We start from the raw sequence: 25,895 nt of genomic DNA, 5'->3' as shown, positions 1-25,895 counted from the left end.
TATCGGTATTTAGTTCGATAATAATTAGGTCCTTCTACAACAAATTACAACTTCTAAAATTGAAAAAGTTAACGGTATTTTACCGAATTATTAGAGTATTATGGTAAATTAAGTAGAATTATAAAAATATGTAAAAAAAAAGGAGGAATTTAGTTGAAAAAGTATTACTTTTTATTTTTTGTTGCAGTCTTGTTAACTAGTTTGAGCTTCAGCCCTTTGCAAAGTGTCCAAGCTGTTGAAGGAGTCAGTTTGGATGTTGCTAAACAAGCAGCGTTAAACGAACTTTGAAGGAAACACAAATCATATCCTAGTCTCAGCTACAACAGATCTTTCCCCTATCCTCCAACACGGAGAAGGAGTTCTTGATTCTGAATTCGAATACCTTTTAGATGAAGGCAAAAAGCTTTATTATTTGGGTCCACTCCAATTCCTTTATGGAAAAGATAGTAATGAGGTATACGAGAAATTTAACAAGAAGAAATCTAATTGGTTAAAAGACCTTGAGAAGGAAAATAAAAAACTTTCTCAAGAATATGAAAAACTTCAAAAAAAAGAGATTCCAAGGGTAAAGAAAGATATAAATCATAAGGAAGAATGGGACAATCTACTATCTTATGACCCATCAAATCAATTTACTACAGCTGCTACCACCTATAAAGTTCTAGGAGTAACTCGATTATGGCAAAGAAGTTCAGGAGTAAACAATCCCGATTCTGCATGTGGTCCAGCAACCGCAGCGATGGTATCTAATTACTTAAAGAGTCTGTTCAAAAAGGAGGACAAAAAGAGCAAAGAAGTTCGAGGAAGCGAAGTCTTGAGCACCGGAGCGTATGTTTTGTATACGTGAGGAGCGGAGAGACGAGCTGACGAAGAAATTTGAAGCTATTTTTGCCGGACTTTTTGAACACCCTCTTAAAAGGTCAGGGCTTTAATGTAAACGGGACTTCAAACTATAGTAGCGTGGGGTCATTTATCAATCATATGTATAGCGACCTAGGTACTGCTTCCTATGGAACTTCAATAACCCAATATATTTCAGGATTAAACAAGCATTTAGAGGAAAATTATGCAAACAACAACAAATGGGATACATGGACATATAGAGCTTATGGTTACTATCAGCATTACAAAGACAACATTAATAATAACAAACCGGTCGGGTTACGATTTGATTTTTGGATAAGAGAAGGTACTTATGTGAATTATCATTTTGTAGCTGGTATTGGATATGATCACGGAAGTGTTGCGAAGTTTGCAATTAAAGATCCAGATGGAGGATCTACTAATACGGGAACCATTTGGTTAAACTGGAACGATAACAACGATGATATGGAAATGGGATTAGTAAATAACAGATATTAAAGAAGATAATATTTTTGTACTGAATAAATCAAAGCAAAGGAGGATTTGGTCATGAGCTATATCTTTTTAATTCTTGTTTTAATCTATGCTTTGTTTATCGCGTATAAGTTTATTAAATCTGATTTTAAAAAGTCTTTATTTACAACGTTTATTGTTCTTCTTGTTGTAAGTGTTTTACTATTCTTCTTGATAGATTTAGTTACCTTCAAGCCACGCCCAAATGGAGCGGTTTCTGGTAATGGAAATTTAGGTCTCATTGTTCTAATCTTCCTAATTCCAAGCTTTCTTATCCAGTTATTCTTATGGAGTAAAGGAATTTATCGAGGCTTTCAGCAGCAACCGTTAGCTGATCTAAAAAAGCATATCATGTATGGAATTGCCTTACTTGTAATCGGAATTGTATTGCAAGTAACGTATGTTTCATGTATATTAAGTGCTTTAGAAGGTCATCCATATAATCCATTCGAAGAAGGGTATAGAGGAAGTATGATTAATCAGTACACGAACACCTTGTTTTTCAACGGGAATACTTATGGTATTTTTGTTGCAGGAGTACTTGTTGGAACACTGTTAGGCCTTAGATTCAAAAGAAGTACTACAAATACAAAGTAAACTATTGGGAATGGGCAATTTCTATCACACGAATACGATTCTTATCTTCTTTACTGAAGTACAGATAAACTTGGTTTTACCACCACAGCTTGCCTCTGTACATTTTCATCAAACTATTTTAGATAACCTCTTTAGCAGTACCTAAGAGGTTATTTTTTATCAAAATTTATTATAAATTATCAATCTTTTTTTAAATTATCGAACTTTATTATTATTTTTCAAACTTTATTTCAAATCTACACATGTTCAATAAAATTCACATCGGATATATGTAAATGACATGAGAACCATTGTTACTCCAATAGTTCTCACGTCGTAGTTAAGATAATTGACCAATGTTGGCGGCACCCCTATAAAGCCACAGGAAAACTCTAGATTGATTAGTATGATTGACTTTGATTCAACCACTCTGGATCAATTACTTATAAGCCTTACAATTTTTACGTGAGAATGAGAACAGAAAAATTCAAAATCTATAAATAGATTTTGATCTTACTTTTACTAGTTGGAAAAGATCGATTTACGTACCTAAAGAAAATAATTTAGTTTATCGAAAACACCTTGGAATCTGTATATTCTCCAATCTTGCATTTCTAATAATCTCTTTTTCAGTAATAACAGCCCATTCAATTCCTATTGACTCAAAGTAATATTTCTCTATTATCAGTTTTTCTAAAGTTCGTTTATTTAAAAATTTCCATAGTCTTTGATCTTTCTAGAATTGGAAACTGCTCTCGAATATCTACTACTCTGTCATCCCATTCTGTTATATAAAAGAAATACCTTTCTAAATCTGATAAAAGATGAATCTCTCTCTTGGCTTTAACCCCAAATTCTCGACTACTTCTTCCATCTGAAGAGAGGTCTCTTACCGTAATCCATGGTTTATAGTCTCCCAGTTCTCCCTCACCTCTAGCCTCCTTTTTAAATTTTTCTATCTTTTCGATTGTTAGTTCATAATTAAATCTAGACATATTTATCAATCCCTCCTATAAAAAAACACACCTAAGTCGTATTTAGTATAGACAAGGTGTGAATAAATATGCATGATGTTGTATTTTTATGTTTGTTTTTAAACCTTTTATTGTAAATTTCTTTTAAGTGTTTTATTGTCTTTTAAGGCTTTTATTGTCATCGTTCAAGAGGATTTGCAAATGGAAACCAAATTGTTCCCAAGGAAGTTATAGAACTTGCTACTCAAATACATAGTCCTTTATATATGGATAAGAGCCTACCAGACAATGGGTTATTTTGGTATGTTCAAGGTACTCCCAAGGCCAAAAGCGAGATGGGAGAGAGAGTACCAAAAGGATCCTATCAAATCTTAGGTGTCACTGGACCTACCTTGTTAATTATCCCAGAACACAATGTTGTTGTCGCGAAGATATATAACAAAAGGTATAACTATGGTAATGATAACTATTTATATTATTTGAGAGAGTTTAGTAATTTAGTAGCGGATACATTTGCAAGGTAAATACAAAAGTCAAATCAAGGGGTGAACATAGTGAACTTAAAACAATTTGAACATACAATTCAACAGTTACTAGAGGGTTTTAGCTTGATGGAAGAAACATTATCTGAGAACCAAGCCTTTCTAAATAGAATCTTTTATTGTCCTCATCAGCCAGATGATAAATGTGAGTGTCATAAACCGAATATAGGGTTATTACTTAAAGCTCAGAAAGAGCATAATTTAGATCTTAGTAAATGTTATGTGGTTGGTGATACAGGGAGTTCGGATATGATGGCTGCTTCGAAAGTCGGAGCAAAAATGGTCCTGGTGAGGACGGGCTGGGGGGAATCCTCTTTGGCAAAATTCCGACATACGTGGTCAGAAGTTGAACCCAATTATATAGCGAAAGATTTAGTAGAGGCAATTACATGGATTGTTAATGATATAGAGTATAATAATCGTACATAAGCTCATTTGGCCAAAAAATATAAATTGATTGAAAAATTGAAAGTTGAGGAAACAACATGGATGTTCCAAACTCTAAATACTCGCCATATCTTTTTTTCACAAAAGAAGAATGGGCTGACTTACGTTACAATACTCCATTAACCTTATCTCACGATGAAGTTGAAGAGTTGAAAGGACTAAATGATAAGTTGTCAATGCAGGAAGTTTCAGAGGTTTATTTACCACTGACCCGCCTTCTAAACCTTTACATAAGTGCTTCTCAACAGCTTCATTCTGTGACAGACACATTTTTGGGAAAGAATACTCGTAAAGTACCTTATATTATTGGAATAGCAGGTAGTGTTGCAGTAGGGAAGAGTACGACGGCAAGAATTATTCAAGCCCTTTTGTCTCGTTGGCCCAATCATCCCAAAGTAGATTTGGTTACAACAGATGGATTCCTATATCCAAACTCTGTTCTACAACAAAAGGGGCTGATGGAGAAGAAAGGATTTCCTGAAAGCTATGACATAAAAAAGTTGATAAACTTTTTAGCAAGACTAAAATCGGGGGGATCTAAAGTTAAAGCACCAGTTTATTCACATTTAGTTTACGACATACTTCCTGATACTTTCTTAGAAGTGAACAAACCAGATATCGTGATTGTAGAGGGGATCAATGTTTTACAAACACCGAAGAATAATGATAAAAACCTCTCAAGTGTATATGTATCTGATTTCTTTGATCTATCTATCTATGTAGATGCAGCAGAAACGGATATATATCGTTGGTACGTAGAACGTTTCAATAAGCTTAGAGAAACCGCGTTCACCGATCCAGAATCTTATTTTAAAAAATTCGCCAATCTATCTGAAAAAGAGGCGGAAGATCTAGCATCAGATATATGGACCAAGATTAATAAAAAGAATCTACGAGTTAACATTAAGCCGACAATAAACCGTGCTGATATAATTCTGAAAAAGGATCTGAACCATTCAGTGTCTCAAATTAAAATTAGAAAAATGTAGGAGTGGATAAATCTCTGGTCACTAAATTATCATTGTGAAACATCTCACAAACTAGTTAAGGAGAAAGTGTATATGAATAAAACGCTTCCATTGGAATTTAACGAGAACCACGATCGCCCGAAAGTATTGATTTTAGACTCCTCGTATGATCGAAAATCGCAGTAAAACGGTTGAGTTACTCGCTCGTTGTTTTGATCATGCTTCTCAAAAAAATGCGTTTCTACAAAGGGTTTCACATGCTTAGGCTCGGTTGGTCTGATTGCGCTACTTTCATGCCCGTGGACTTTTCTTTATTGAGCTCAAAAAATAGTCAGATCAACGGAATATCTACAAAGGTAGATAAGCGTAGCTCTGGTAACAAGCGCCGCCATGAAGCTCTACAATCTGTACCAGAACAAATTCCTGATATGATTCGACGTGCTTTGAACACTGGAGTTGATGCCTCTTATGTACTAATGGATACTTGGTTTACCTCTCAACCACTTATTAAAAGCATCAAAGAACAAGGACTTGATGTCATTGGCATGGTTAAGAATTTAAAGCAACGTTACCTTGTAGAAGGGGAGCGTGTGAGTTTAAAGGAACTCTATCGTTTAGCTGCACCCGTTCAAGGGAAAAAGGGAGCGTTGTTCAACAATCGCGGCCCAGTTTTGTTGAAGTCTACTTGTTAACTACTTAAATGTTCTTTAATTAATAAGATTCATTTGACTTTCTAATAATCTAAAAAATTAATAAATATTAGAATAAAGTAAATGAAAAATGGTGGAAACCTATTAATTTCTATGACCCTAGGTTTTTAAGTCGCCTGATAGTGACCATTTCTAGCATCACAAAATTAATTTTACTATTTCTTGCACTATAAAAATAATAAGGGATGCTATTATTACTCTAGTTAAACGTAGTTTAAATGATAGATTTCTTTTTTCAAAAAAATACATTAAAATCTCAAACACAATCAAACCAGTTATGATAGTATAAAGACTCATAAAATTCAAATTCATACCCCCACAGTAATGATAACAATAAAGAAAAATAGTTAAATGATACCGCCCCTTCTAGCAGAAACGAGTATTAATTGACCCAAACTTTTCTTATTGTAATAGAACCATCAGGTTTTAAATCAAAACTAATTCGTCTATGCCATGAATAATTTGCCCCAGTAGTACTAACATATACTAATACTGTCTTTGTCCCAGTTGATGGTACTGCTGCTGAAACTATCTTCCCCCAAAATGGAGTGTTATATTGGATCATAGCCGATGAACCTGTCTTAGCATAGTCACCATAATTATATGGTGCAGGATTATTATATTTATCGAATAATCTTGCGACATATGGGATTTTACTAACCCCTTTATAAGTAACGAAGGTTCCAAAGCCATTTGCCATTGTTTTAGCAGAGTAACCTGTGACCATATTAAACCAGCTCTGAGTTGCATTTTGAGTATAATAATGTAAATCCGGACGTTTTAAAATTATTAACTCTCCATTTATTATTGCATATTCAAGTGGGATATTATAAAGGTCTACTGTATTAGTTGGAATATTAGCTGGATCACTATAGGATCCCCCACAATCATATCCACAATCAACAACTACTTGGGGTAGAATACTACCGCTTTCTTTATTAATTTTCCCCTTAGAATTTTTATTTTTATCAGTATCTCTAAAACTATTATCAAAAATTATTTCTTCCTTAGCATTTTTAGGAGTTGGGTTATCTATTATTTGATCAAAGTGATTTGGATCATCACTGCCAATAGCAAAACTAACTTGTCCGAAACTTATTGTAAATATTAAAAACAATAACAAAGATATTCCCTTTTTCATAATCTACATCCCTTTCAAAAATAGTTTGTCCGTTAATTAAAATAGCAAATTTGTATTATATACAGATTTATACCACTCCCTCTATTTTGAATTTATGCTCACCTATGTTGCAAGGGGGAGCAGAGTTGCGACGAAAGTAATTTTTGTTAAAAAAAAAAAGGCATTCTTTTATTGAATTTCCTCCCTAATTTATTTTTAATTAATAGATTACATAATTATTATATACCAATATTCGGAAAAAGGTATTGGGAAAATTGCACCCAAAAACACTGTTTAATCCATATATATTACATGTCATTTTCCCAATAAACAAATTCTAAACAGAGTGTTATAATGATATATTTCGTATTATATCTATTTTTGTATTTTGCAATAAAAAAGTACCAAAATAAATACTGAGGGGTGGACTTTTTAAACCTGATATTTAACGATCTATTGGAATGCTTAGTGATCCCTTTAATGGACAACATTCCGGAGTTTAAACAATATAAACAAGAGACATAAAGAAAAACCCTGAATGAATTAATACAGAATTTACGATCAAAATTTATTTTAAATCCATATTCGAGATTGCTAGAAATTATTGATAGCTTTGGAATCACGGTTTCCTCCTGGGACGCCTTAGAAGCAATCCAAAATTGGAAAGTGAATACGAAGCATCTAACAGCTCAACAGAAAGGGAAAGATAGTTGGTATTGGGATTATAAGGTTCGTATTGTAAGGTGGAAAGAGAGTATTCTTTTTGAAAACAATATTTATAGTTTGGACTGAGGGACAGCGTATAAATAATAAGGAGCAATTATTAGTGCAACAACCACTCTGAGAAAACATCCATTTCTACAATCCTTAATAATTTGTTAGTATATAGATAAGTAGTTAAATCGGAGGTGTGTCGCAATGGACTGGTCTGAAGTTCGATTACGTTATCCAAATCAAATTGTATTAATAGAAGCTCTAGCAACAATTTCAGAAAATAACATTCGGACAATCAAGGAGATGTCTATTATTTCCTATTTTGAGGAAAATATGGTTGCTTGGAAGGAATACAAGAAGTTGCATAAAAATAATCCTGATAAAGAACTTTATATTTTTCATACATCTAAGGAAAAAGCTGAGGTAGTTGAACAATTTTTTGTTGGTATCAGAGGGCAATCATGAGGATTCGTGTCGAGAATGGTCTTCCTATTGCGTCAGTTAGAATTGAATATGCCGGTGAAAGTAAAATGTTTAATAATGTACTAGTTGATACAGGCTGTGCCGTTACAATCTTTGATACTGATTTAATGGATGAAATAGGCTTGACGATTGATTTTGTTCATGGAGTAGCAACAACCATGTATGGTGTCGGTGGAAAGGGTGAAGTTTGTAATCAGCAAAAAGTGAATGGATTGTCTGTAGATGGTCAGTTGTTAAGTGATTTCAATATACAGCTTGGTATGATTCAAGATATGTATGGATTTAATGGGTTATTGGGTTTTGACTTTATGCTGAAAACAGGACTTATTATTGATTTTAATCTACTAGAAACACAATATAAATAGGTTTATATCACACCTAGGAAACTCAATGTTTCTTAGGTGTCTTTTCTTTAGAATGAAATCGTTTGAAGTGTATTTTTTCTTTATGATTGCAAGAAATGAAATATTACACTAGGAATAGTTGGCTAAAAAAGGTTAAGAAATAGAGGTCAGGTGATATAAGAAGACCATGTTCAACTCACTAGTAATACTCAAACTAGGTAACGAAAAACATAAGAAGGCTTATAAAGCATTAGTTACCCTTGGGATACTGAAAGACTTAGCTCGGTATGCGCCTGTTCTTTGCGGTACTTTTCCGCTAGGTATTGATATTGAAGGATCTGATTTGGATATTATTATGAATGTTAAAGATTTCAATGAATTTGAACAGAAGGTACATATGCTTTATGGAAATTTAGATTCCTTCAAACAAAATAGGTTAACCATACGAGATAAGGCGGTAAGTAAAGCAAACTTTCTTTATGATGGGTTTGAGTTTGAGTTGTTTGGGAAGTCGCAACCAGTTGAAAGACAGTATGCGTATTTGCATATGGTGATCGAAAATTACATTTTAAAAGACTCCCCTCATTTAAGAGAAGAAGTCATTAACCTAAAGAACCAAGGGCGATCCTACGAACCGCCTTGGATTTAATTGGGGTAAGGATTGGGAAATTACTTTTGAGTTAAAAGAGTCTGAAGGTAAGACTGAATTCACACTTATCCATGCAGGTTGGGATGCAGAAAAGGTTACAGAGTTTGGGAAGCCTCATACGGAAGTGCGCGGCAAGATGGGACAAGGTTGGGGATTCATTGTTGCACAACTACAAAAATTGGTTGAGGCTTAAATGTTCACAGCTTCGGCCAAGCACGATGTATTTCAGGCAATCGCCGACCCTACCCGCCGTAAGCTACTCAGATTACTTGTGGACAAGGAAATGCCTGTTACAGCAATAAGCGAGCATTTTCCAATAAATCGCACAGCTGTATCCAAGCATTTACGCATATTATCAGATTCCAAGCTGGTTAGTGTAGAGAAAGTGGGAAGGGAAACACGCTACAGGCTACAACCCGAGGCACTTCTCGAAGTGAAGGAATGGATTTCCTTTTACGAACAATTTTGGGATAACAAAATTTCTATGCTTAAACATTTGGTGGAAAATGAGGAGAAAAGTGATTTAAGCCTCGTAATATCTAAATCTGATGGGAAAACCGACGATTAATGGGAAAATAGTTTAAGGCCGCCTTTTTGATAAGGCGCCCTTTTTTAGTGCAAAGAATCCAGGCAAAATAGTATCAATACATTTAGAAGAACACAAGCCTTTTCACTAGAAAAACACTGAGATCTTACCTATAATGGTAAAAAAAAGCTGGTGATCGATTGTGGGTAAGGTAGAATTACTAAATGACCAAAGAGCGATGCTTGAGTGGGCTAATAGTCTAATAGAAATGAATGATCTGTTATGGTTTCAGTCATTTAGTGAAGGGAAATGGGGAACAGCGGATGTGATCTCTCATTTTATCACGTGGGATCGTTTCTTTCTGGAACACCGTATTCCTTATATCCGTAAAGGTTTGCCTTTTCCGAAGTTAGATATTAATGCCGAGAAGATGAATAAAGATGCTTCAATTTATGCGAGATCAGGTATTCGTAAAGAAAATTTAATTAACGAGTACTTGCATACAAAAGGACTAGTCGTGGACCACTTAGAAGAACTGCCAGATGAAGTATATAATAGTGTCATAAAACTTGGACAAGGTGAAAAAACAGTCATTGCTTATTTTGAATCACACATACAGCACGACATTAAACATAAATAACAAATTATTGAGTTCATGGGGGAAGCGTAATGACAACCGTTTTTTTAATTAGGCATGGGGAAACCGATTGGAATGTACAAGGAAGGCTGCAAGGCATACAAGACACCAGCCTCAATGAAAATGGAACCAAGCAAGCCCATGCATGTGGTTTGTTTCTTAAGGATCTCGAATGGGATGTACTAATCTCTAGTCCTATGAAGCGTGCGAAGGAGACTGCATATGCAATTAATGAGCATATTAAGCAAGAAATGGTTTTTGAAATTGAGGAGTTAAAGGAATTAGACTTTGGAGAAGGAAGCGGGATGACGAAGGAAGAACTGGCTCTAGCCTTTCCAGATGGAGTCATTGCTGGAATGGAAAATCGTGATTCTTTTGCAGAACGAACAATGAGTGCATTATCAAAAGTATTGAATGACCATTCTAATAAGAAGGTTATCGTTGTTGCTCACGGTGCAGTTATTAACTCCATGCTTTCCGTGATCTCGAATGGGGAAATGGGACATGGAAAAAGTCGGGTGGATAACGGTGGGATCACCGAGTTGCATTATAATGGTGAAAAGTGGACGATTACTAGTCATAACAAAGTGGATCATTTGTTGCTTAAAAAATAAAATAAAAAGTTTGCACAAGGTACCCCCCTGTGGTATATTATGATTGTGAGGAGGTTACAATATGGATGAACAGAATCAAGTTGAAGAATGTTGTTCCACTGTTGATCATGAAAGAAAGAGTCATCACTCCGAAACGACGAAGAAAAATCTAATCAGCCGGTTAAATCGTATAGAGGGTCAGATTAGAGGAGTTAAGGGCCTCATCGAGAAGGACACGTATTGTGACGATGTCATCACTCAAATTTCGGCCATTCAATCTGCCTTAAATAGTGTTGGGAAATTATTGTTAGAAGGACATTTAAAAAGCTGTGTTGTCGAAAGAATTCAAGAAGGCGATCAAGAAGTACTGGATGAGTTTTTAGTAACCATTCAAAGATTAATGAAAAAATAAGGAGGAAATTATAATGGAACAGGTAACGTTAAATGTTAAGGGTATGTCTTGTGGTCATTGTGTCAATGCGGTTGAAGGTAGTGTAGGAAAGTTAAATGGTGTTTCTGAAGTTAAGGTTAACTTAGGAAATGGGACTGTGGATGTCGAATTTAATGATTCAGAAGTAACACTAGATCAAATTAAGAATACCATTGATGATCAGGGTTATGATGTAGCGTAATAGTGCTTAGAAAGCACTTTTCTTTTGGAGACAAATATACCCCCGTTTGGTATATGGGGAGGAGGAAAAGATATGAGTAGTAATTCCGGAAAGGAAACCACTCTACAAATTACGGGAATGACCTGTGCAGCTTGTGCCCAACGAATCGAAAAAGGATTGAAAAAGGTCGAGGGTGTAGAGCAAGCAACTGTCAATTTAGCATTAGAGAAATCAACGATTAAATATGATTCATCGGTAACTTCTACTGAAGCTTTGCAAAAGAAAATCGAGGACCTTGGTTATGGGGTTGCTCTTGAGAAGAAAGAATTCACCATTACAGGGATGACTTGTGCGGCCTGTTCGGCAAGAATTGAGAAAGGGTTAAACAAAGTAGAAGGTGTCAGAAAGGCTACGGTTAATCTAGCCCTAGAAACAGCGAGTGTCGAATACAACTCTTCAGAGACTTCTGTCCAAGATATAATCACTCGTGTTGAAAAGCTAGGCTATGGAGCGAAGCTGAAGGAAGAGAATACAGCAGATCGGGTGGATCATCGGCAGGCTGAAATAGAAAAGCAAACAGGGAAGTTCATTTTTTCAGCGATTCTTTCACTCCCATTACTATGGGCAATGGTGGGTCATTTCCAGTTCACATCGTGGATCTATTTACCCGGAATGCTAATGAATCCTTGGGTCCAGCTGGCGCTAGCAACACCCGTACAATTTGTCGTCGGGAAACAGTTTTATGTTGGTGCTTACAAGGCATTGCGAAATGGAAGTGCCAACATGGATGTACTCGTATCACTTGGTACGTCGGCCGCCTATTTTTATAGCTTATACCTATCCATTATCTCAATAGGTTCAAATGAACTAATGGTGGAGCTGTATTATGAAACAAGTGCTATCTTAATAACCCTGATTATACTTGGGAAACTGTTTGAGGCAAAAGCAAAAGGACGATCTTCAGAGGCGATAAAGAAGTTAATGGGTTTACAGGCGAAAACAGCTATCGTTGTTCGTGATGGTGAAGAGCTTGAACTATCTCTTGAAGAAGTAATCGTCGGTGACATCATTCATGTTAAACCAGGTGAAAAAGTGCCGGTTGACGGAGAAATTGTTGAAGGACGTTCCGCTCTAGATGAATCCATGATTACAGGTGAAAGTATTCCGGTTGATAAAACAATCGGAGACAATGTCATTGGATCCACGATCAACAAAAATGGATTTATTAAAATGAAGGCAACAAAGATTGGAAAAGATACAGCATTAGCTCAAATTGTTAAAGTTGTTGAACAGGCTCAAGGTTCAAAAGCTCCGATTCAACGTTTAGCCGATCAAATCTCGGGGATCTTTGTGCCGATTGTCGTTGTGATTGCCGTCATTACTTTTTTAGTATGGTATATATGGGTAAGTCCGGGAGAATTTGCAGTTGCCCTAGAAAAACTAATTGCTGTTTTGGTTATTGCGTGTCCATGTGCTCTGGGGCTAGCCACACCTACATCAATTATGGCAGGTTCTGGTCGTGCAGCTGAATTCGGTATATTGTTTAAAGGTGGAGAACATCTAGAAACCACTCATACCATAGACACAGTTGTGTTAGATAAGACAGGAACGATAACAAAGGGTGCTCCAGAATTAACAGATACCGTTGTTTTTGGAGATGTTGACCAGACAAAGCTTCTAGAATTAGTAGGATCAGTTGAGAAAAACTCTGAACATCCACTCGCAGTCGCGATCGTAGAAGGTGTTAAAAATAAAGGCATACCGTTACAAGAGGTAACAGATTTTGAAAACATTCCTGGATTTGGGATTAAGGGGAATGTGAAAAATCAAACGATTCTAGCTGGAACAAGAAAGCTAATGGCAAAGTTCGAAGTCAATATAGATGTAGCTTTGCCGAAAATGGAAGCATTAGAGGAACAAGGAAAAACGGCTATGCTTGTAGCAGTTGATGGAAAATTAGCTGGAATTGTAGCAGTTGCCGACACCATAAAAGAAACATCCAAGGAAGCTATTACAAGACTCCGGAATATGGGACTCGAAGTCATTATGATTACGGGTGATAACGAGCGTACAGCAAAAGCGATTGCAGCACAGGTTGGCGTTGACCGAGTTTTTGCAGAGGTGTTACCTGAAGGAAAAGCCGAAGCCATCAAAAAACTTCAACAAGAAGGAAAAAAAGTGGCCATGGTTGGGGACGGGATTAATGATGCTCCTGCTCTTGCTTTAGCTGATATCGGCATGGCAATTGGAACGGGAACAGATGTAGCAATTGCAGCAGCAGATATCACGTTAATTCGTGGTGACTTACACGCGATTGCCGATGCAATCCTAATGAGTAAGAAAACAATCACGAATATAAAGCAAAATTTATTCTGGGCCTTCGGCTATAACGTAATAGGCATTCCAATCGCAGCCTTAGGATTCTTGGCTCCATGGTTAGCGGGAGCGGCAATGGCATTTAGCTCTGTGTCAGTTGTATTAAATGCGCTTCGGTTACAAAAGGTGAAATTTTAAGGAGTGAAGATAGATGAAAAAATGGGCGTTATCAGCAGTTGGGTATTTGCTAGTTGTAGTTATTGGATATTCTATCTATGCTGCCGTGAGCTCTCCAAGTGACTCCACTGCTTCAGATGATAGTCATGGAGGTCATGGTGGAGCGAGTGAAACAGAAGGTGAAGGATACGATTCGAATGGGACAGCTAGTAGTAATAGTACGGTAAATGTTCAGTTTGAAGCGACATCAACAGAAATGAACATCTCTTTAAAAGATCAGGAAGGGAATCCTGTCGAACTTCAAGTCAACCATGAAAAACTACTTCATCTCATCGTAGTAGATGAGCATCTAGATCAATATTTTCACCTCCACCCAGAAGAAGTCGAGCCAGGGGAATTTGTGATGGTAAAGTCCTTAGAAGAAGGCACTTATAAAGCCTTTATAGATATCAAACCTAGAGATTTATCTTACAGCGTTGACCCTCAAACCTTTACCATCGGTGAAGAAGGAGAGAGTCACGGACATACAAGTTTAAAGACTGATACAGAACTCAGTAAAACAGTAAATGGAGTAAAAGTTGAATTCAACCCAACATCCTTAAAAGCAAACGAGGAGATCACACTATCATTTGTATTTCCAAATGGCGAAAATTTACAGCCGTACCTAGGGGCAATGGGACATGTGGTTATATTGGATGAAATGGGAGAGAAATTTGTTCACGTTCATCCAGCCAATGAAGATGAAACAAAGTTCATAACAGAATTTGCTGAATCGGGCATTTTTAAGCTATGGGCTGAGTTCCAGATTGACGGAGAAGTGTATACGTATCCGTTTACGGTGGAGATTGAATAGAGACTAAAAAAGCAAATCGAAAAACATAAATCCTCTAAGGATAATAGATTTTCCTATATCAATTTTGACGAACTTCACTTTTAACAACGAAATAGGAGCTTGAAAATATGGAGAAAGAATATAATTGTTTAGGATGTAAATTTAGCAACAAACATCTACATTTTAGACCATGAACCCTTTAATAATGGGCATACACTGATATTACCTAGACAACATTACTTAGATGTCGACGAATTTGATCGTGAAACTTCAAGTGCAGTAATGAAGGCTTCCATACTAATTTCGAAAGCTCTAAAATTGGTTTACAATCCAGATGGAATAACAATCTATCAAAGTGGCGGTATCTTTAATGATTTAACACATTATCATATGCACGTTGCCCCAAGATATATAGGACAAAACTTTTCAGATTTCTTTACAGAAAACGAAACGGAAGTTCCAAATATAGAAACCAATTTTGAAAAAGTAATGTTACAAATTAAAGATGCTTTAAAAATAGTAAAAAACTTAGCTAATAATTAATTGGCTAAGTTTTTTATTTAATTAACACATATCAATCGCAAGACTAACATCGCATTTCCATTCTAACCAGTAACTCTCTATGACTCAATAGTCTTTATAACGGTGAGGTGGTCGTAATAAAGTACATTATGTTTAATATGACCAGAATTGTTATAGCAATAATTACCACTTTTTTCAAAGCTACTACCTCCTAGAATGGTCCTATATCTATATTTATTACTGCGAAACTCTATTTATTCTAGATCTCTATGTATATTTATATGAATATAAAATATCTTTGATTATTTTAACATCGCTAGTATTTTTGATAGTTGACACTGTGGTGCACCACATAGTTTATAGTAGGTTTCGAGAGGGGGATAATGATTTGTCGCATAGGTGAGTTTGCATCGATGACAGAACTGACGAAAGAGACGCTGAGTTACTACGCTGAGATTAAGCTATTGGAACCTGTTTATGTGAATCCCACTAGCCATTATGCTAACTATGACAACAATTCATATTTAACGGTGAGGTTGTTATATTACTTGCGTAATTTTGATTTTTCAATTCAATAAATGCTGGAGGTTGTTAAAAAGCGTTCATTGGATGATTTAGAAGATCTATTACAGGAGAAGAAGAGTAAATTGAAGCAACAAGTAGTTAAAATAGGAAATTTGATTAGTGAAATTGACTCATTCATAGAGTATGGGAATGGAGTAGAGATAAATGAATAAATGGAAAAAAGAGATGATCATTCCGGCGAATATTGAAATAGTTTGGGGACTCTACTAATCAACTAGTAAACTCTTGAAGACCCTTTTTTACATATTAAAGATCTACCTGACTTCCAAATTCCCCCTAAATCAAATTAATAGTATAATAATATTACAAAATTTAAATAACGGAGGAAAATCAATCATGTCTATTTCAACCATTCGAGACGATCTAAGGGAAGCAGTAAGTAAAGTAGTGATTGGGAAAGAGGAAACAACAGAATTAATCTTTATTTCAATGCTTTGCAGGGGGCATGTATTACTAGAGGATGTACCAGGTACTGGGAAAACGATGCTGGCGAAAACCATTTCAAAGCTTTTAGGAGGTCAGTTTAGAAGACTTCAATTCACACCGGATGTCTTGCCGAGCGATGTGACGGGTGTGGAATTTTTCAACCCGAAGGAAAAACAATTTGAGATCCGTTTGGGTCCTGTTATGGCGAATGTATTATTAGTCGATGAAATTAACCGTGCAACTCCGAGAACACAATCCAGTTTACTAGAGGCGATGGAAGAGCGCCAAGTCACGATTGGCAATGAGACCGTAGCTTTACCTGCACCATTTTTTGTGTTGGCGACTCAAAACCCACTAGAATCACAAGGAACATTTCCATTACCCGATGCTCAGCTTGATCGCTTTTTTATGAGTATTCAAATGGGGTATCCAAGCTTTGATGAGGAACAACAAATGATGAAGATGTACCGTTTAACAGAGCCTTTGCAAAATATTGAACCCTACTTTTCTTCTATTGAAGAGTTTATTTCGCTTCAGGAGCAGGTACAAAAGGTTCTTTTATCAGACGATATGGAAAAATACATACTAACGATTGTCCACAAAACGAGAGATCATGAATATGTGGGAGCAGGTGTGAGTCCTCGTGGAACACTTGCATTTATGAAGGCAGCACAGGCCAAAGCTCTTCTAGAGAGTAGGGACTATGTGACTCCTGGCGATGTGAAAAAGGTGGCCCCATACGTGTTAAGTCATCGACTTCAACTCAATATGGAGGGTAGCCTTCGTGCGACAAAGCATGAAATTATCGAGGAGATCATGAAAACCTCTGAAGCACCGGTAGAGGCTGGAGTTTAACGTGCAGGAGTGGACGAAGGAAACCTTTAAAACAGAACGGGAAAATGCTCTCCTTTTATTAGTTGTGTTTCTATCAATCTGGAATTATTTCATGCTCTCCCTGACGTTATCTATTATGCTAGTGAGTATAATTGTTGTGTTTGTGTTTTCACATTTTTATCATAAATACGTGACACTTCAATTGAAAAATATTCGTAAGACAGTACGTCTTTTTCCAGATGAAGTCGTAAAGATACCTTTCAAAATAACGGGTAAAAGTATTATCCAACTTTATTATGGAAAGCTATCTTTTCAAACAGGAAATGTCATTCATATACAGAATGCTAGAAATAAACTAGAAAGAAGAGAGACGACCGAATTCTTTTTTGATATCTCAAGTGGTCGAGAAGAATACGAGTTAGAGATTAGCGCGAATAAAAGAGGAAGAGCTGTTTTACGTAATATTGAACTGCAAGTCTTCGATCCTTTATTTTTAGGGAGTACGGGTTTCTTGTATAAACCTTTCTTTAAAACGGAAATTCTCGTTTTGCCAAAGTTACAGTCGGTAAGTGGAGTCGACGCATTAGTATCAAATGAGATTGGTAACCAACCTACAATTTATTCGTATTACCAGGATCCTACCCTGATTTCAGGAGTGCGTGATTATACACCACCAGACTCTTTTCAGCAGATTCATTGGAAGGCAACGGCAAGAACAGGGATATTACAAACGAAAATCTTAGAGAAAACGACGTATCAAAAATGGACATTCCTTTTAAACATTATGGAAGAAGAAAAAAATGATCGATTTACATTCTCTGTATCTAGTGATCTAGAAAACCGACTTAGTCATCTTGCCTATTTGTTTCAAAGGGCGGTGGGGATTGGGGCAACGTTTGAGCTGTTTGTAAACATTTTAGCCAAGAATAAACTCCAAATCCTCCATTTAGAAGAAGGATCAGGAAATGAGCACTGTATTAGGGGATTAGAGCTATTAGCTCGAATCGACCAAACAAGCTCATCAGTAAAAATGGAGCCATTTCTAAATAGAGTAGAGTTAAGCTTACGTCAATCAACGTGTATCATTTTGTGTGGAATTTCAAAGCAAGAGATGGTTCGGTCTGTACCTAATCATCACGTTCATTCCGTACCGATTTACGAGCTGAATTCTGCGGAAATTGGAGGGACATTAACTCGATGTTAAACAAACAGGAACGGTTATCGATTCTACTGTTTTTCTTCATGTGTTTATTTGAAGTGATCAGCTTCTTCATGTTATCAAGAGTTGTAACAGATACTATAAATCCTCTTCATTTACTGACTATTTATCTATGGCCTATTATCGCTATAAGATGGATTCAGCTTAAATTAGGTCAAGTACATTATGGAGTTTATGCGCTGATTCCGGTTGTTCAATTCTTTCTTCTTTACCAAGTTGGGAATAGCTACATAACGATTGCAGCTGTTGTTCTTTTTAGCTGCTGGCGAATGTATGCACATATAAAAGAGCCTTATATAGAAAGTCAAGGAATTTGGTTAAGCATTGTACTAGCTTCTACTTTTGGCTTGTTGATGGTTAATCGAGATTTTTTACAAGAATATGTGAGCTGGTTTTTAGTACTTTTATTTTTATTTCTGGCAATTCGAATCCTTATTCAGCTTCGAAAAAACCAATGGTACTTTATGAAAAAAAGTTATCAAATGTTACTTCTTTATTTGGCAATCTCTTTTGTTTTGATCATCGCCGTTTTTCAAAGTGGTCTATATGTTCTTCGGTCAACCTTCCCTTATTTAGGGCAAGGAGTTGCCTTACTATTTAGCTACCCTCTTACCTGGTTGATTGAGAAATTCAAACCGGGTGATGAGGGCTATAAGGAGATTGCAGCAAGCCTAAGTGAAATTCAGGATGAACCCTTTACAAGTGTAAATGAAGCTCAAGACGGAACTTTTGACCAAGTTATGCTATATATTTTTATTTTTGTTATCGTAACCGTTGTCGGTCTTATCCTTTATTTGACTCGAAAGCATCTAAAGGAAGGGGTGGATGGAAGTAGTATCCTATTGGGGGAGGAATTAAGTAATCGAGGTTCCTTTTTCAGACCGCTAAAAGAGTTGAAGCAAACTCTATATAGTGGTACCGGAAAAAACGAAGTGAGAATTCAATTTCATAAGCTACAAATCTATATGAAAAAAAGAGGGAAAGAACGAATGCCTTCTGAAACAGCTGAGGAATGGTTTGAGAGAATAGGGTTATCGGACCCCAATTCACTTGAAGTTCTAAAAATATACCGGCAGTATAGATATGGCTCAGCAGATTTTAAGGAAAATGATGCTGACCTGTATCGCAAGGGAGTCAAAAACATAAAAACCAAATTTCCGAAAATTGGGGGAAAATAAAGTGAAAACAGCATTAGTTTTAGGGGGAACAATGTTTTTCGGGAAGAGACTTGTGCAGCTATTGTTAAGTCATGAGGTGGAGGTAACCATTGCAACAAGAGGGCAAGCAGCAGATCCTTTTGGCGATGGTGTGAAACGAATTGAGCTTGACCGGGCAAAAAAAGAAACTATTCAGCAAGGACTACAAGGCAAGAAGTGGGACGTCGTTTACGATCAGACAGCTTATTCACCACTAGAGGTGAAGGATGTTCTAGACGTTGTGAAGCGCAGTATTAAGCAGTACGTCTTCACATCAACCATGGCTGTTTATGAGTTTGGATTACAGCATGTTGAAGAAAATTTTGACCCGGCAACATTTCAGTATGACTTAAAAGACAGAACACAATATCCTGGATTGGCTGGCTATCAGGAGGCTAAACGAGCATGTGAGGCTTATTTACTAGAGAATTCGCCTGTTCCTGTTTCTATTGTTCGTTTTCCGTTAGTTGTGGGTCCAGATGATTACACCAATCGGTTAAAGGTAATCGTCGATCGAGCTCAGAATGGTCAACAAATTGGAATACATAATTTAGACTATGGTTTAGGTTTTATTTCGTCAGAAAAAGCATCTCAATTCCTATTTTGGCTTGGGGAAAATGACAAGGTAGGAGTGTGGAATGCAGCTCTTGATGGGCAATGGACACACAGGCAACTTGTGAGTGAAATCGAGAAAGCAACAGGGAAAAAGGCGGATGTTATCGAGTCTGATGAATGGCCAATAGGAATCGCTACTCCTTACAGCATGCGGGGCAGTTGGAGTATTTGTGCATTTAAGGCCAAGCAATCCGGATTTAACTTTGGTAAGGTTGAAGAGATTCTGATTCCTCTGATTGAGAGCTATGCAAGTAAAAACTAGTGGTTTGTGTTGAAACGAGCAGTAAGTATCATATATATTTTTACAAGAAAGATGTATAATCATAAAGATGGTTTACGTCCAATTTGAGATGTATTTGACCTGTGTCATAAGGGTTTCCGCAGTGAAGCTGTGGTTATATACTAACTGGGGGGAACAATAATGAAAATAAAATTAGGTCTTTTATACGGTGGAAAATCGGCTGAACATAGAGTCTCACTTCAAACAGCACTTGCTGTGACAAAAGCATTGGATTTAACCAAATTTGAAGTAAACCCTATCTACATCACAGATAGCGGAGAGTGGGTTCGAGGCGGGCAGCTAGAAGGACCTGCGGAAAATGTGAAGGCACTAGAACTATCGACTGCTGGAAATACAATATCTCCAGTTGCCTTAAACAGAGAGTTATTTCCAACACAAAAAACAAACGAAGAACAAACAATAGATGTCATCTTTCCATTATTACATGGACCAAATGGTGAGGACGGAACGGTTCAAGGCCTTTTAGAACTAATGAATATTCCTTACGTTGGAAATGGTGTACTATCCTCTTCAGCTGGAATGGATAAGGTATTTATGAAAAACTTATTTGCTGTAGCTGGTTTAAAGCAGGCAAAGTATGTTTCATTTATTCGTAAGGAATGGGAAAGAAAGAAAGAAGAGCTTTCTGGAGAAATTGAAGAGAAGTTAGGCTATCCTTGCTTTGTGAAGCCGGCAAACCTTGGATCAAGCGTAGGTATCAGTAAATGCAGAAACCGCGAGGAATTAGTGGTAGCATGCGCGGAGGCCTTCCAATTTGATCGAAAAGTCATCGTCGAAGAAGGCATTGTTGGGCGTGAAATTGAAATTGGAATTCTCGGCAATGATGATCCAGAGTGCTCGGTAGCTGGTGAAATTGCACCGAAAAAAGACTTTTATGATTATACGGCCAAGTATGAAGATGGAAATACAGAGTTAATCATTCCAGCAGATATTACAGAAGAGCAATACGAGACGCTTAAAGTAGATGCAATCCGTGCGTTTAAAGCCATTGATGGTGCAGGACTTGTGAGAGCAGACTTCTTTTTAACAGAAGATGGTGAATTTCTTATCAACGAAGTAAACACAATGCCAGGTTTCACGCCGTTTAGTATGTTTCCACTATTGTGGCAGAACACAGGTGTTTCCTACCCAGAACTAATTGAGAGACTAGTCGGCCTTGCGCTCGAGAGACACGAAGAAAAACAACAGATCAAACATACATTTTAAAAAGAACACACCATTTCTAGTAAATGGTGTTTCTTTTTCAGAAAAGGGGTAGTGATCTTTTTGATAAAGCGTACATTACATGATTTGCAACAAATGATACATGGTGCAGAACTAGTTGGGGAGTCTAATTTGTCTATTCATGGTGTATCCATCAACTCCCGAGACGACCTAGCTGGAAAGCTATTTATTCCTATTAAAGGTGAGCGTTTTAATGGCCATAAGTTTGTGAAGGATGCTTTTCAAAAGGGGGCAGTGGCCTCTTTGTGGGAGAAGAATGAACTTGATTACCCGAAGGATGTTCCGCTGATTATGGTTGAAGACACGGTAGCCGCCATTCAACAACTCTCGCAAGCCTATCGAAACGAATTGAATGTGAAAGTTGTCGGGGTAACGGGAAGCAATGGGAAAACATCAACAAAAGATATGGTATACGCGGTCTTGTCTAGTGTATTTAATGTACAAAAAACAGAGGGAAATTTAAACAATCATCTTGGTTTACCTTTATCTATTTTAAAAGCTGCTGAGGATACAGAGGTTTTAGTTCTCGAAATGGGAATGAGTAGTAGAGGGGAAATTGAATTACTATCCAAGATTGCTGAACCAGATGCGGCTATTATCACGAATATTGGAGAATCACACTTACAGGATTTAGGATCTAGAGAAGAAATTGCTGAGGCTAAACTAGAGATAACAGCAGGCTTAAAGGATCATGGCGCCCTTATTTACTTCGGTGACGAACCGCTATTACAAGAGCGTGTTGGTCGATATGAACATGCCAAATTGATTTCCTTTGGGCAGGAGAACACAAACGATTATTATCCTAATGTCGTGATGCAAGACCGGAGTGGAACAACTTTCAGTAGCAACAAAGCCCTGCAATCATTTTATATCCCTGTACTCGGAAAGCATAATGTATATAATGCATTGGCTGCTGTCGCAGTGGGGCAGGCTTTTGACGTTCCGTTAAAGGACATCGTTAGTGGATTATCTAAGCTAGAGCTGACACAAATGAGAGCCGAAGTTATTCCAGGTAGAAATGGGAGTACAATCATTAATGATGCATATAATGCTAGCCCGACTTCAATGAAGGCTGCAATCAAATTGCTGCAGGACCTTGAGGGATATAGGGAAAAATATCTAGTTTTAGGCGACATGCTTGAGCTAGGGGACCTCGAAGAAGAGTTCCACCTGGAAACAGGAAAAACAGTGGATCCTACTAAAGTAGATTACGTTTATACGTATGGAAACCTAGGACAGTGGATTGCTCGTGGTGCAAAGGAAAAGCTTGGAGTTGGCCGAGTAAAGTCGTTTTTGGATAAGAATGAGCTGGTTAGGGAGCTAGTTTCAGTTATTGGTGAAAAGGATGCAATTCTGGTAAAAGCATCTCGAGGGATGAAGCTCGAAGAAGTTGTAGAAGCTCTGAAGGGTGACGGCTAATCGTTGCTGTCATCTTTTTTAGTTGAGGGTGTAATTTGCAGAAAATCTGATGGAAGAGAAAGAAGGATTTTCCATGAGAGGATATATGATCGAAAAAGTTTTCTATCCTTTCTGGCCTAGAACATAAAAAACTTGGTTCCAAGTAGAACCAAGTTTTTAAGATTTACACCTTCTGATTTCTTCTCGGACCTTGAAAGGATATGACGACTCCACCCTCACCGGCATAGGTTCCGATCAGTGGGCCCATCTCAGTTAAGATTCCTTCTTTAAAAGGATATTTAGACATAATTTCTGCTAAAACTGCTCGGCCCTTCTCTTCACAATTACTGTGTGAGAGAGTGACAATCTTCTCTTCGAATTCCTTTGTGTATTCACCGATTGTGTCGATGAAGCGACGTAGTGCTTTTTTATCTCCTCGGACTTTTTCAAATACTTCAATTTTCCCTTCTAAATCAACGCGGAGGGATATTTTTATGTTTAGAACGTTTGCAATGGTAGCTTTAAAGCGATCAAGTCGGCCGCCTTTTATCACATTCTCAAGTGTTTCTAATAAGATAAATGTATTGGTTCTAGAGATGGCTTCCTTTAAAGCTTCTACCACTTCTTCAAATGATTTCCCAGCTTCAATGTCTCGTGCTGCTTGTACATTAAGGAGAACCATACCAGGCGAGCCAGTGCTTGAATCAAGCACTTCAATTTTTCGGTTTGGTTGCTCTTCTAGAAGCATCTTTTTAGCTAGGACAGCACTGTCATATGTACCACTTAATGCTTTTGAAATCGTCAAAACAATTAATTCGTCTTCTTCAGAAGTCTTTTTAAATGACTCTAGGAAATCATAGGGAGCAGGACATGCTGACTTAGGTAAATCTTTAGATTCACGCATCATTTGATAAAATGTATGATTATCAATGGTCACTCCAGCTTTAAAATGTTGGTCTCCAAATTGAATATTCAGAGGTACAACATCTATATTATATTGCTCTTTTAGATCTTTTGGTAAATCAGCGCTGCTATCCGTAATTAATTTAACACCCATATCGCACCTACTTAAATATTTTTTAGTCCTATTAGGACGATGGAAAACCTACTATTACCCATGCTTTTTTGATTTTATCACAGTTCAGTTGAAACGTAAAAAAATAGAGAATGTTGTAATAAAGAATAAAAAATGGTAAGATGAAGAATAGTGATTGGAATATGCCACTTTTTACAACTTCCAGCATTCCAAAATGGGAATGCTTTTTCTTTATATAGGTAAAAATATATATGTAGTAGTATTACTTAATAAATGAAATTCATGAGTGTACGGAATTTGTAAAAGGTCAATTTCCACACGTGCAATAAAAAAAGTACTGAATAATAAAGGAGAAATGTCAGATTGAGTAAATTTCAAGATTTAGGAATTAGTGAAGATTTAATGAAAGCAATTAGTAAAATGGGGTTTGAAGAGGCAACGCCAATTCAGGTACAGACCATTCCAATTGCTTTACAAAAGCATGATGTTATTGGGCAAGCACAAACAGGAACAGGTAAAACGGCAGCGTTTGGTATTCCAATGCTCGAAAAGATCGACATTGCAGAAGATCGTATTCAAGGAATTGTTATTGCACCTACAAGAGAATTAGCAATCCAAGTATCTGAAGAGCTGTATAAAATTGGATCTGCAAAGCGAGTTCGTGTTCTACCTATATATGGTGGTCAAGATATTTCCCGTCAAATTCGTGCTTTGAAAAATGTAAAGCCACCACACATTATTGTTGGAACTCCTGGTCGTCTGATTGACCACATCAACAGAAAAACACTACGTCTACAAAATATCCAAACAGTTGTCTTGGATGAAGCAGATGAAATGTTAAACATGGGGTTCATTGAGGATATTGAAGCCATTCTTTCAGAGGTTCCAGCTGAGCGTCAAACTCTACTTTTCTCAGCGACAATGCCTCTTCCAATTCAACGAATTGCAGAGCGCTTTATGAATAATCCTCAAATTGTAAAGGTTCAAGCAAAAGAATTATCTACACCAAATATTCAGCAGTTCTACTTAGAAGTACATGAAAAAACGAAGTTTGATACGTTAACTCGTCTTTTGGATATCCAATCGCCAGAACTAGCTATCATCTTCGGTCGTACAAAGCGTAGAGTTGACGAGCTTGCAGAAGCTTTGACAACACGTGGATATGCAGCAGAAGGAATTCACGGAGATATGACACAAGCTAAGCGTATGTCTGTTCTTCGTCAATTTAAAGAAGGCACAATTGAAATCCTTGTTGCAACAGATGTAGCAGCTCGTGGTCTAGATATTTCAGGTGTCACTCACGTATACAACTTTGACGTTCCACAAGATCCTGAGTCTTATGTTCACCGTATCGGTCGTACAGGTAGAGCGGGGAAACATGGTATTGCTTTGCTATTTGTGTCATCAAGAGAGATGTCTCAATTAAGAAATATTGAAAAAACAACGAATCGCAAAATTGAGAAGATGAAAGCTCCGACTTTAGACGAAGCATTAGAAGGTCAGCAAAAGATTGTTATTGAAAAGCTGCTTTCAACTCTAGAGAAGAGTGATCTTTCTTTCTATAAGCGTACGGCTGAAGAATTGCTAGAAGAGAATGATTCTGTTTCTATCATTGCAGCAGCTCTTCGATTAATGACGAAAGAACCAGACGATACACCTATTAAATTAACCTCAGAGCCACCGACTGTTGCCAAAGAGAGAAAATCTTCAAAAGGCAAAGGCGGCTATGGTAGTGGTGGTGGTCAAGGTGGTTATAAAGGAAGAACAGGTAACAGCGGAAGTGGTAGTAGAGACCGCGATCGTGGTGGAGACCGTGACCGTTCTAAAGGAAGTCGCCCGTCATCTTCATCATCATCATCTTCTTCTAACGGTAGTAGAAGACCAGCAACACGCCGTGTAGGCACTAAGCAAGAACAACAGTAGTAAAAGTCAATGGCGTAGTG

28 protein-coding genes and 3 pseudogenes are annotated in these 25,895 nt (G+C 37.1%); 28 read left to right on the top strand and 3 right to left on the bottom strand.

The genetic code is table 11. The features are described from left to right. Positions 1 to 153 precede the first annotated feature (153 nt). The 4 genes from ACOI1C_RS13420 (at position 154) to ACOI1C_RS13405 (ending at position 1,974) form a co-directional block, all read left to right on the top strand. Positions 154 to 288 (top strand): hypothetical protein, encoded by a 135-nt coding sequence (locus ACOI1C_RS13420; protein ID WP_422511025.1) that lies wholly within the window; start codon positions 154 to 156, stop codon positions 286 to 288. Positions 289 to 412: 124 nt separating this feature from the next. Continuing rightward, on the top strand, positions 413 to 847 hold the full coding sequence (locus tag ACOI1C_RS13415; protein WP_422511024.1) for a hypothetical protein: 435 nt from the start codon (positions 413 to 415) through the stop codon (positions 845 to 847). 134 nt (positions 848 to 981) lie between these two features. Beyond that, on the top strand, positions 982 to 1,362 hold the full coding sequence (locus ACOI1C_RS13410) for a hypothetical protein (protein ID WP_422511023.1): 381 nt from the start codon (positions 982 to 984) through the stop codon (positions 1,360 to 1,362). A gap of 51 nt (positions 1,363 to 1,413) precedes the next feature. Continuing rightward, positions 1,414 to 1,974, top strand: coding sequence for a hypothetical protein (locus tag ACOI1C_RS13405; RefSeq protein ID WP_422511022.1), 561 nt, complete (start codon positions 1,414 to 1,416; stop codon positions 1,972 to 1,974). 683 nt (positions 1,975 to 2,657) lie between these two features. Here the strand turns inward: ACOI1C_RS13405 and ACOI1C_RS13400 are convergent. Further along, complete coding sequence (locus ACOI1C_RS13400; RefSeq protein WP_422511021.1) at positions 2,658 to 2,948, bottom strand: hypothetical protein; 291 nt, start codon at positions 2,946 to 2,948, stop codon at positions 2,658 to 2,660. Between the two features lie 170 nt (positions 2,949 to 3,118). Between ACOI1C_RS13400 and ACOI1C_RS13395 the strand changes: the two are divergent. From ACOI1C_RS13395 to ACOI1C_RS13380, 4 genes and pseudogenes are all read left to right on the top strand, one after another. Next, positions 3,119 to 3,451, top strand: a pseudogene (locus ACOI1C_RS13395) (penicillin-binding protein); the annotation flags it as partial. Between the two features lie 30 nt (positions 3,452 to 3,481). Beyond that, positions 3,482 to 3,898 (top strand): HAD-IIIA family hydrolase, encoded by a 417-nt coding sequence (locus tag ACOI1C_RS13390; RefSeq protein ID WP_422511020.1) that lies wholly within the window; start codon positions 3,482 to 3,484, stop codon positions 3,896 to 3,898. Between the two features lie 56 nt (positions 3,899 to 3,954). Then, positions 3,955 to 4,905: a type I pantothenate kinase gene (gene coaA, locus ACOI1C_RS13385; RefSeq protein ID WP_422511019.1), complete on the top strand. Its 951-nt coding sequence runs from the start codon at positions 3,955 to 3,957 to the stop codon at positions 4,903 to 4,905. Positions 4,906 to 5,013: 108 nt separating this feature from the next. Beyond that, positions 5,014 to 5,534: pseudogene (locus ACOI1C_RS13380) on the top strand (transposase); the annotation flags it as partial. A 442-nt stretch (positions 5,535 to 5,976) separates the two neighbouring features. Here ACOI1C_RS13380 and ACOI1C_RS13375 read toward each other — a convergent pair. Continuing rightward, positions 5,977 to 6,735, bottom strand: a complete 759-nt coding sequence (locus tag ACOI1C_RS13375; protein ID WP_422511018.1) for a hypothetical protein — start codon at positions 6,733 to 6,735, stop codon at positions 5,977 to 5,979. 897 nt (positions 6,736 to 7,632) lie between these two features. Here ACOI1C_RS13375 and ACOI1C_RS13370 point away from each other — a divergent pair. From ACOI1C_RS13370 to ACOI1C_RS13280, 19 genes and pseudogenes are all read left to right on the top strand, one after another. Next, the gene (locus ACOI1C_RS13370; protein WP_422511017.1) at positions 7,633 to 7,893 is read left to right on the top strand and encodes a hypothetical protein; all 261 of its coding nucleotides are present in this window, start codon (positions 7,633 to 7,635) and stop codon (positions 7,891 to 7,893) included. Beyond that, positions 7,890 to 8,276, top strand: coding sequence for an aspartyl protease family protein (locus tag ACOI1C_RS13365; RefSeq protein ID WP_422511016.1), 387 nt, complete (start codon positions 7,890 to 7,892; stop codon positions 8,274 to 8,276). Before ACOI1C_RS13370 ends, ACOI1C_RS13365 begins: the two co-directional genes overlap by 4 nt. Positions 8,277 to 8,442: 166 nt before the next feature. Continuing rightward, a complete protein-coding gene (locus tag ACOI1C_RS13360) occupies positions 8,443 to 8,904 on the top strand; it encodes a DUF4269 domain-containing protein (protein WP_422511015.1) in 462 nt (153 codons plus the stop codon). Beyond that, positions 8,870 to 9,097, top strand: a pseudogene (locus ACOI1C_RS13355) (SRPBCC family protein); the annotation flags it as partial. The gene ACOI1C_RS13360 and the pseudogene ACOI1C_RS13355, both read left to right, overlap by 35 nt. Continuing rightward, positions 9,098 to 9,472 carry an ArsR/SmtB family transcription factor gene (locus tag ACOI1C_RS13350; protein WP_422511014.1) on the top strand — a complete coding sequence of 125 codons (375 nt, stop codon included), beginning with the start codon at positions 9,098 to 9,100 and terminating at the stop codon, positions 9,470 to 9,472. Positions 9,473 to 9,632: 160 nt separating this feature from the next. After that, positions 9,633 to 10,070: a DinB family protein gene (locus tag ACOI1C_RS13345; RefSeq protein ID WP_422511013.1), complete on the top strand. Its 438-nt coding sequence runs from the start codon at positions 9,633 to 9,635 to the stop codon at positions 10,068 to 10,070. Positions 10,071 to 10,099: 29 nt separating this feature from the next. Beyond that, on the top strand, positions 10,100 to 10,681 hold the full coding sequence (locus ACOI1C_RS13340) for a histidine phosphatase family protein (protein WP_422511012.1): 582 nt from the start codon (positions 10,100 to 10,102) through the stop codon (positions 10,679 to 10,681). A 61-nt stretch (positions 10,682 to 10,742) separates the two neighbouring features. Next, positions 10,743 to 11,072, top strand: coding sequence for a metal-sensitive transcriptional regulator (locus tag ACOI1C_RS13335; protein WP_422511011.1), 330 nt, complete (start codon positions 10,743 to 10,745; stop codon positions 11,070 to 11,072). A gap of 13 nt (positions 11,073 to 11,085) precedes the next feature. Next, positions 11,086 to 11,292 carry a copper chaperone CopZ gene (gene copZ / locus ACOI1C_RS13330; protein WP_422511010.1) on the top strand — a complete coding sequence of 69 codons (207 nt, stop codon included), beginning with the start codon at positions 11,086 to 11,088 and terminating at the stop codon, positions 11,290 to 11,292. Positions 11,293 to 11,364: 72 nt separating this feature from the next. Then, positions 11,365 to 13,785, top strand: a complete 2,421-nt coding sequence (locus tag ACOI1C_RS13325) for a heavy metal translocating P-type ATPase (RefSeq protein ID WP_422511009.1) — start codon at positions 11,365 to 11,367, stop codon at positions 13,783 to 13,785. A gap of 13 nt (positions 13,786 to 13,798) precedes the next feature. Beyond that, positions 13,799 to 14,617, top strand: a complete 819-nt coding sequence (locus tag ACOI1C_RS13320) for a hypothetical protein (RefSeq protein ID WP_422511008.1) — start codon at positions 13,799 to 13,801, stop codon at positions 14,615 to 14,617. A 153-nt stretch (positions 14,618 to 14,770) separates the two neighbouring features. Then, positions 14,771 to 15,139: an HIT family protein gene (locus tag ACOI1C_RS13315; RefSeq protein ID WP_422511079.1), complete on the top strand. Its 369-nt coding sequence runs from the start codon at positions 14,771 to 14,773 to the stop codon at positions 15,137 to 15,139. A gap of 362 nt (positions 15,140 to 15,501) precedes the next feature. Continuing rightward, entirely contained in the window at positions 15,502 to 15,696 is a 195-nt protein-coding gene (locus ACOI1C_RS13310; protein WP_422511007.1) for a MerR family transcriptional regulator, read from the top strand. A 343-nt stretch (positions 15,697 to 16,039) separates the two neighbouring features. Continuing rightward, positions 16,040 to 16,984, top strand: coding sequence for an AAA family ATPase (locus ACOI1C_RS13305; protein WP_422511006.1), 945 nt, complete (start codon positions 16,040 to 16,042; stop codon positions 16,982 to 16,984). Between the two features lies 1 nt (position 16,985). Continuing rightward, positions 16,986 to 18,167, top strand: a complete 1,182-nt coding sequence (locus tag ACOI1C_RS13300; RefSeq protein ID WP_422511005.1) for a DUF58 domain-containing protein — start codon at positions 16,986 to 16,988, stop codon at positions 18,165 to 18,167. Further along, positions 18,161 to 19,360, top strand: coding sequence for a hypothetical protein (locus ACOI1C_RS13295; protein WP_422511004.1), 1,200 nt, complete (start codon positions 18,161 to 18,163; stop codon positions 19,358 to 19,360). The genes ACOI1C_RS13300 and ACOI1C_RS13295 overlap by 7 nt, the downstream gene beginning before the upstream one ends. Position 19,361: 1 nt before the next feature. Beyond that, positions 19,362 to 20,255: an NAD-dependent epimerase/dehydratase family protein gene (locus ACOI1C_RS13290; protein WP_422511003.1), complete on the top strand. Its 894-nt coding sequence runs from the start codon at positions 19,362 to 19,364 to the stop codon at positions 20,253 to 20,255. Between the two features lie 159 nt (positions 20,256 to 20,414). Beyond that, positions 20,415 to 21,500, top strand: coding sequence for a D-alanine--D-alanine ligase (locus ACOI1C_RS13285; protein ID WP_422511002.1), 1,086 nt, complete (start codon positions 20,415 to 20,417; stop codon positions 21,498 to 21,500). 60 nt (positions 21,501 to 21,560) lie between these two features. Continuing rightward, positions 21,561 to 22,937, top strand: a complete 1,377-nt coding sequence (locus ACOI1C_RS13280) for a UDP-N-acetylmuramoyl-tripeptide--D-alanyl-D-alanine ligase (protein WP_422511001.1) — start codon at positions 21,561 to 21,563, stop codon at positions 22,935 to 22,937. 163 nt (positions 22,938 to 23,100) lie between these two features. Here ACOI1C_RS13280 and ACOI1C_RS13275 read toward each other — a convergent pair whose 3' ends face one another. Further along, complete coding sequence (locus ACOI1C_RS13275) at positions 23,101 to 23,973, bottom strand: DegV family protein (protein ID WP_422511000.1); 873 nt, start codon at positions 23,971 to 23,973, stop codon at positions 23,101 to 23,103. Positions 23,974 to 24,315: 342 nt separating this feature from the next. Between ACOI1C_RS13275 and ACOI1C_RS13270 the strand changes: the two genes are divergently transcribed. Continuing rightward, positions 24,316 to 25,875: a DEAD/DEAH box helicase gene (locus ACOI1C_RS13270; RefSeq protein WP_422510999.1), complete on the top strand. Its 1,560-nt coding sequence runs from the start codon at positions 24,316 to 24,318 to the stop codon at positions 25,873 to 25,875. Positions 25,876 to 25,895 lie beyond the last annotated feature (20 nt).

The sequence above is a fragment of the Bacillus sp. DJP31 genome (assembly GCF_049310945.1).
Classification (GTDB): Bacteria; Bacillota; Bacilli; order Bacillales; family SA4; genus Bacillus_BS.
This window is presented reverse-complemented; position numbering and strand designations above follow the sequence as displayed.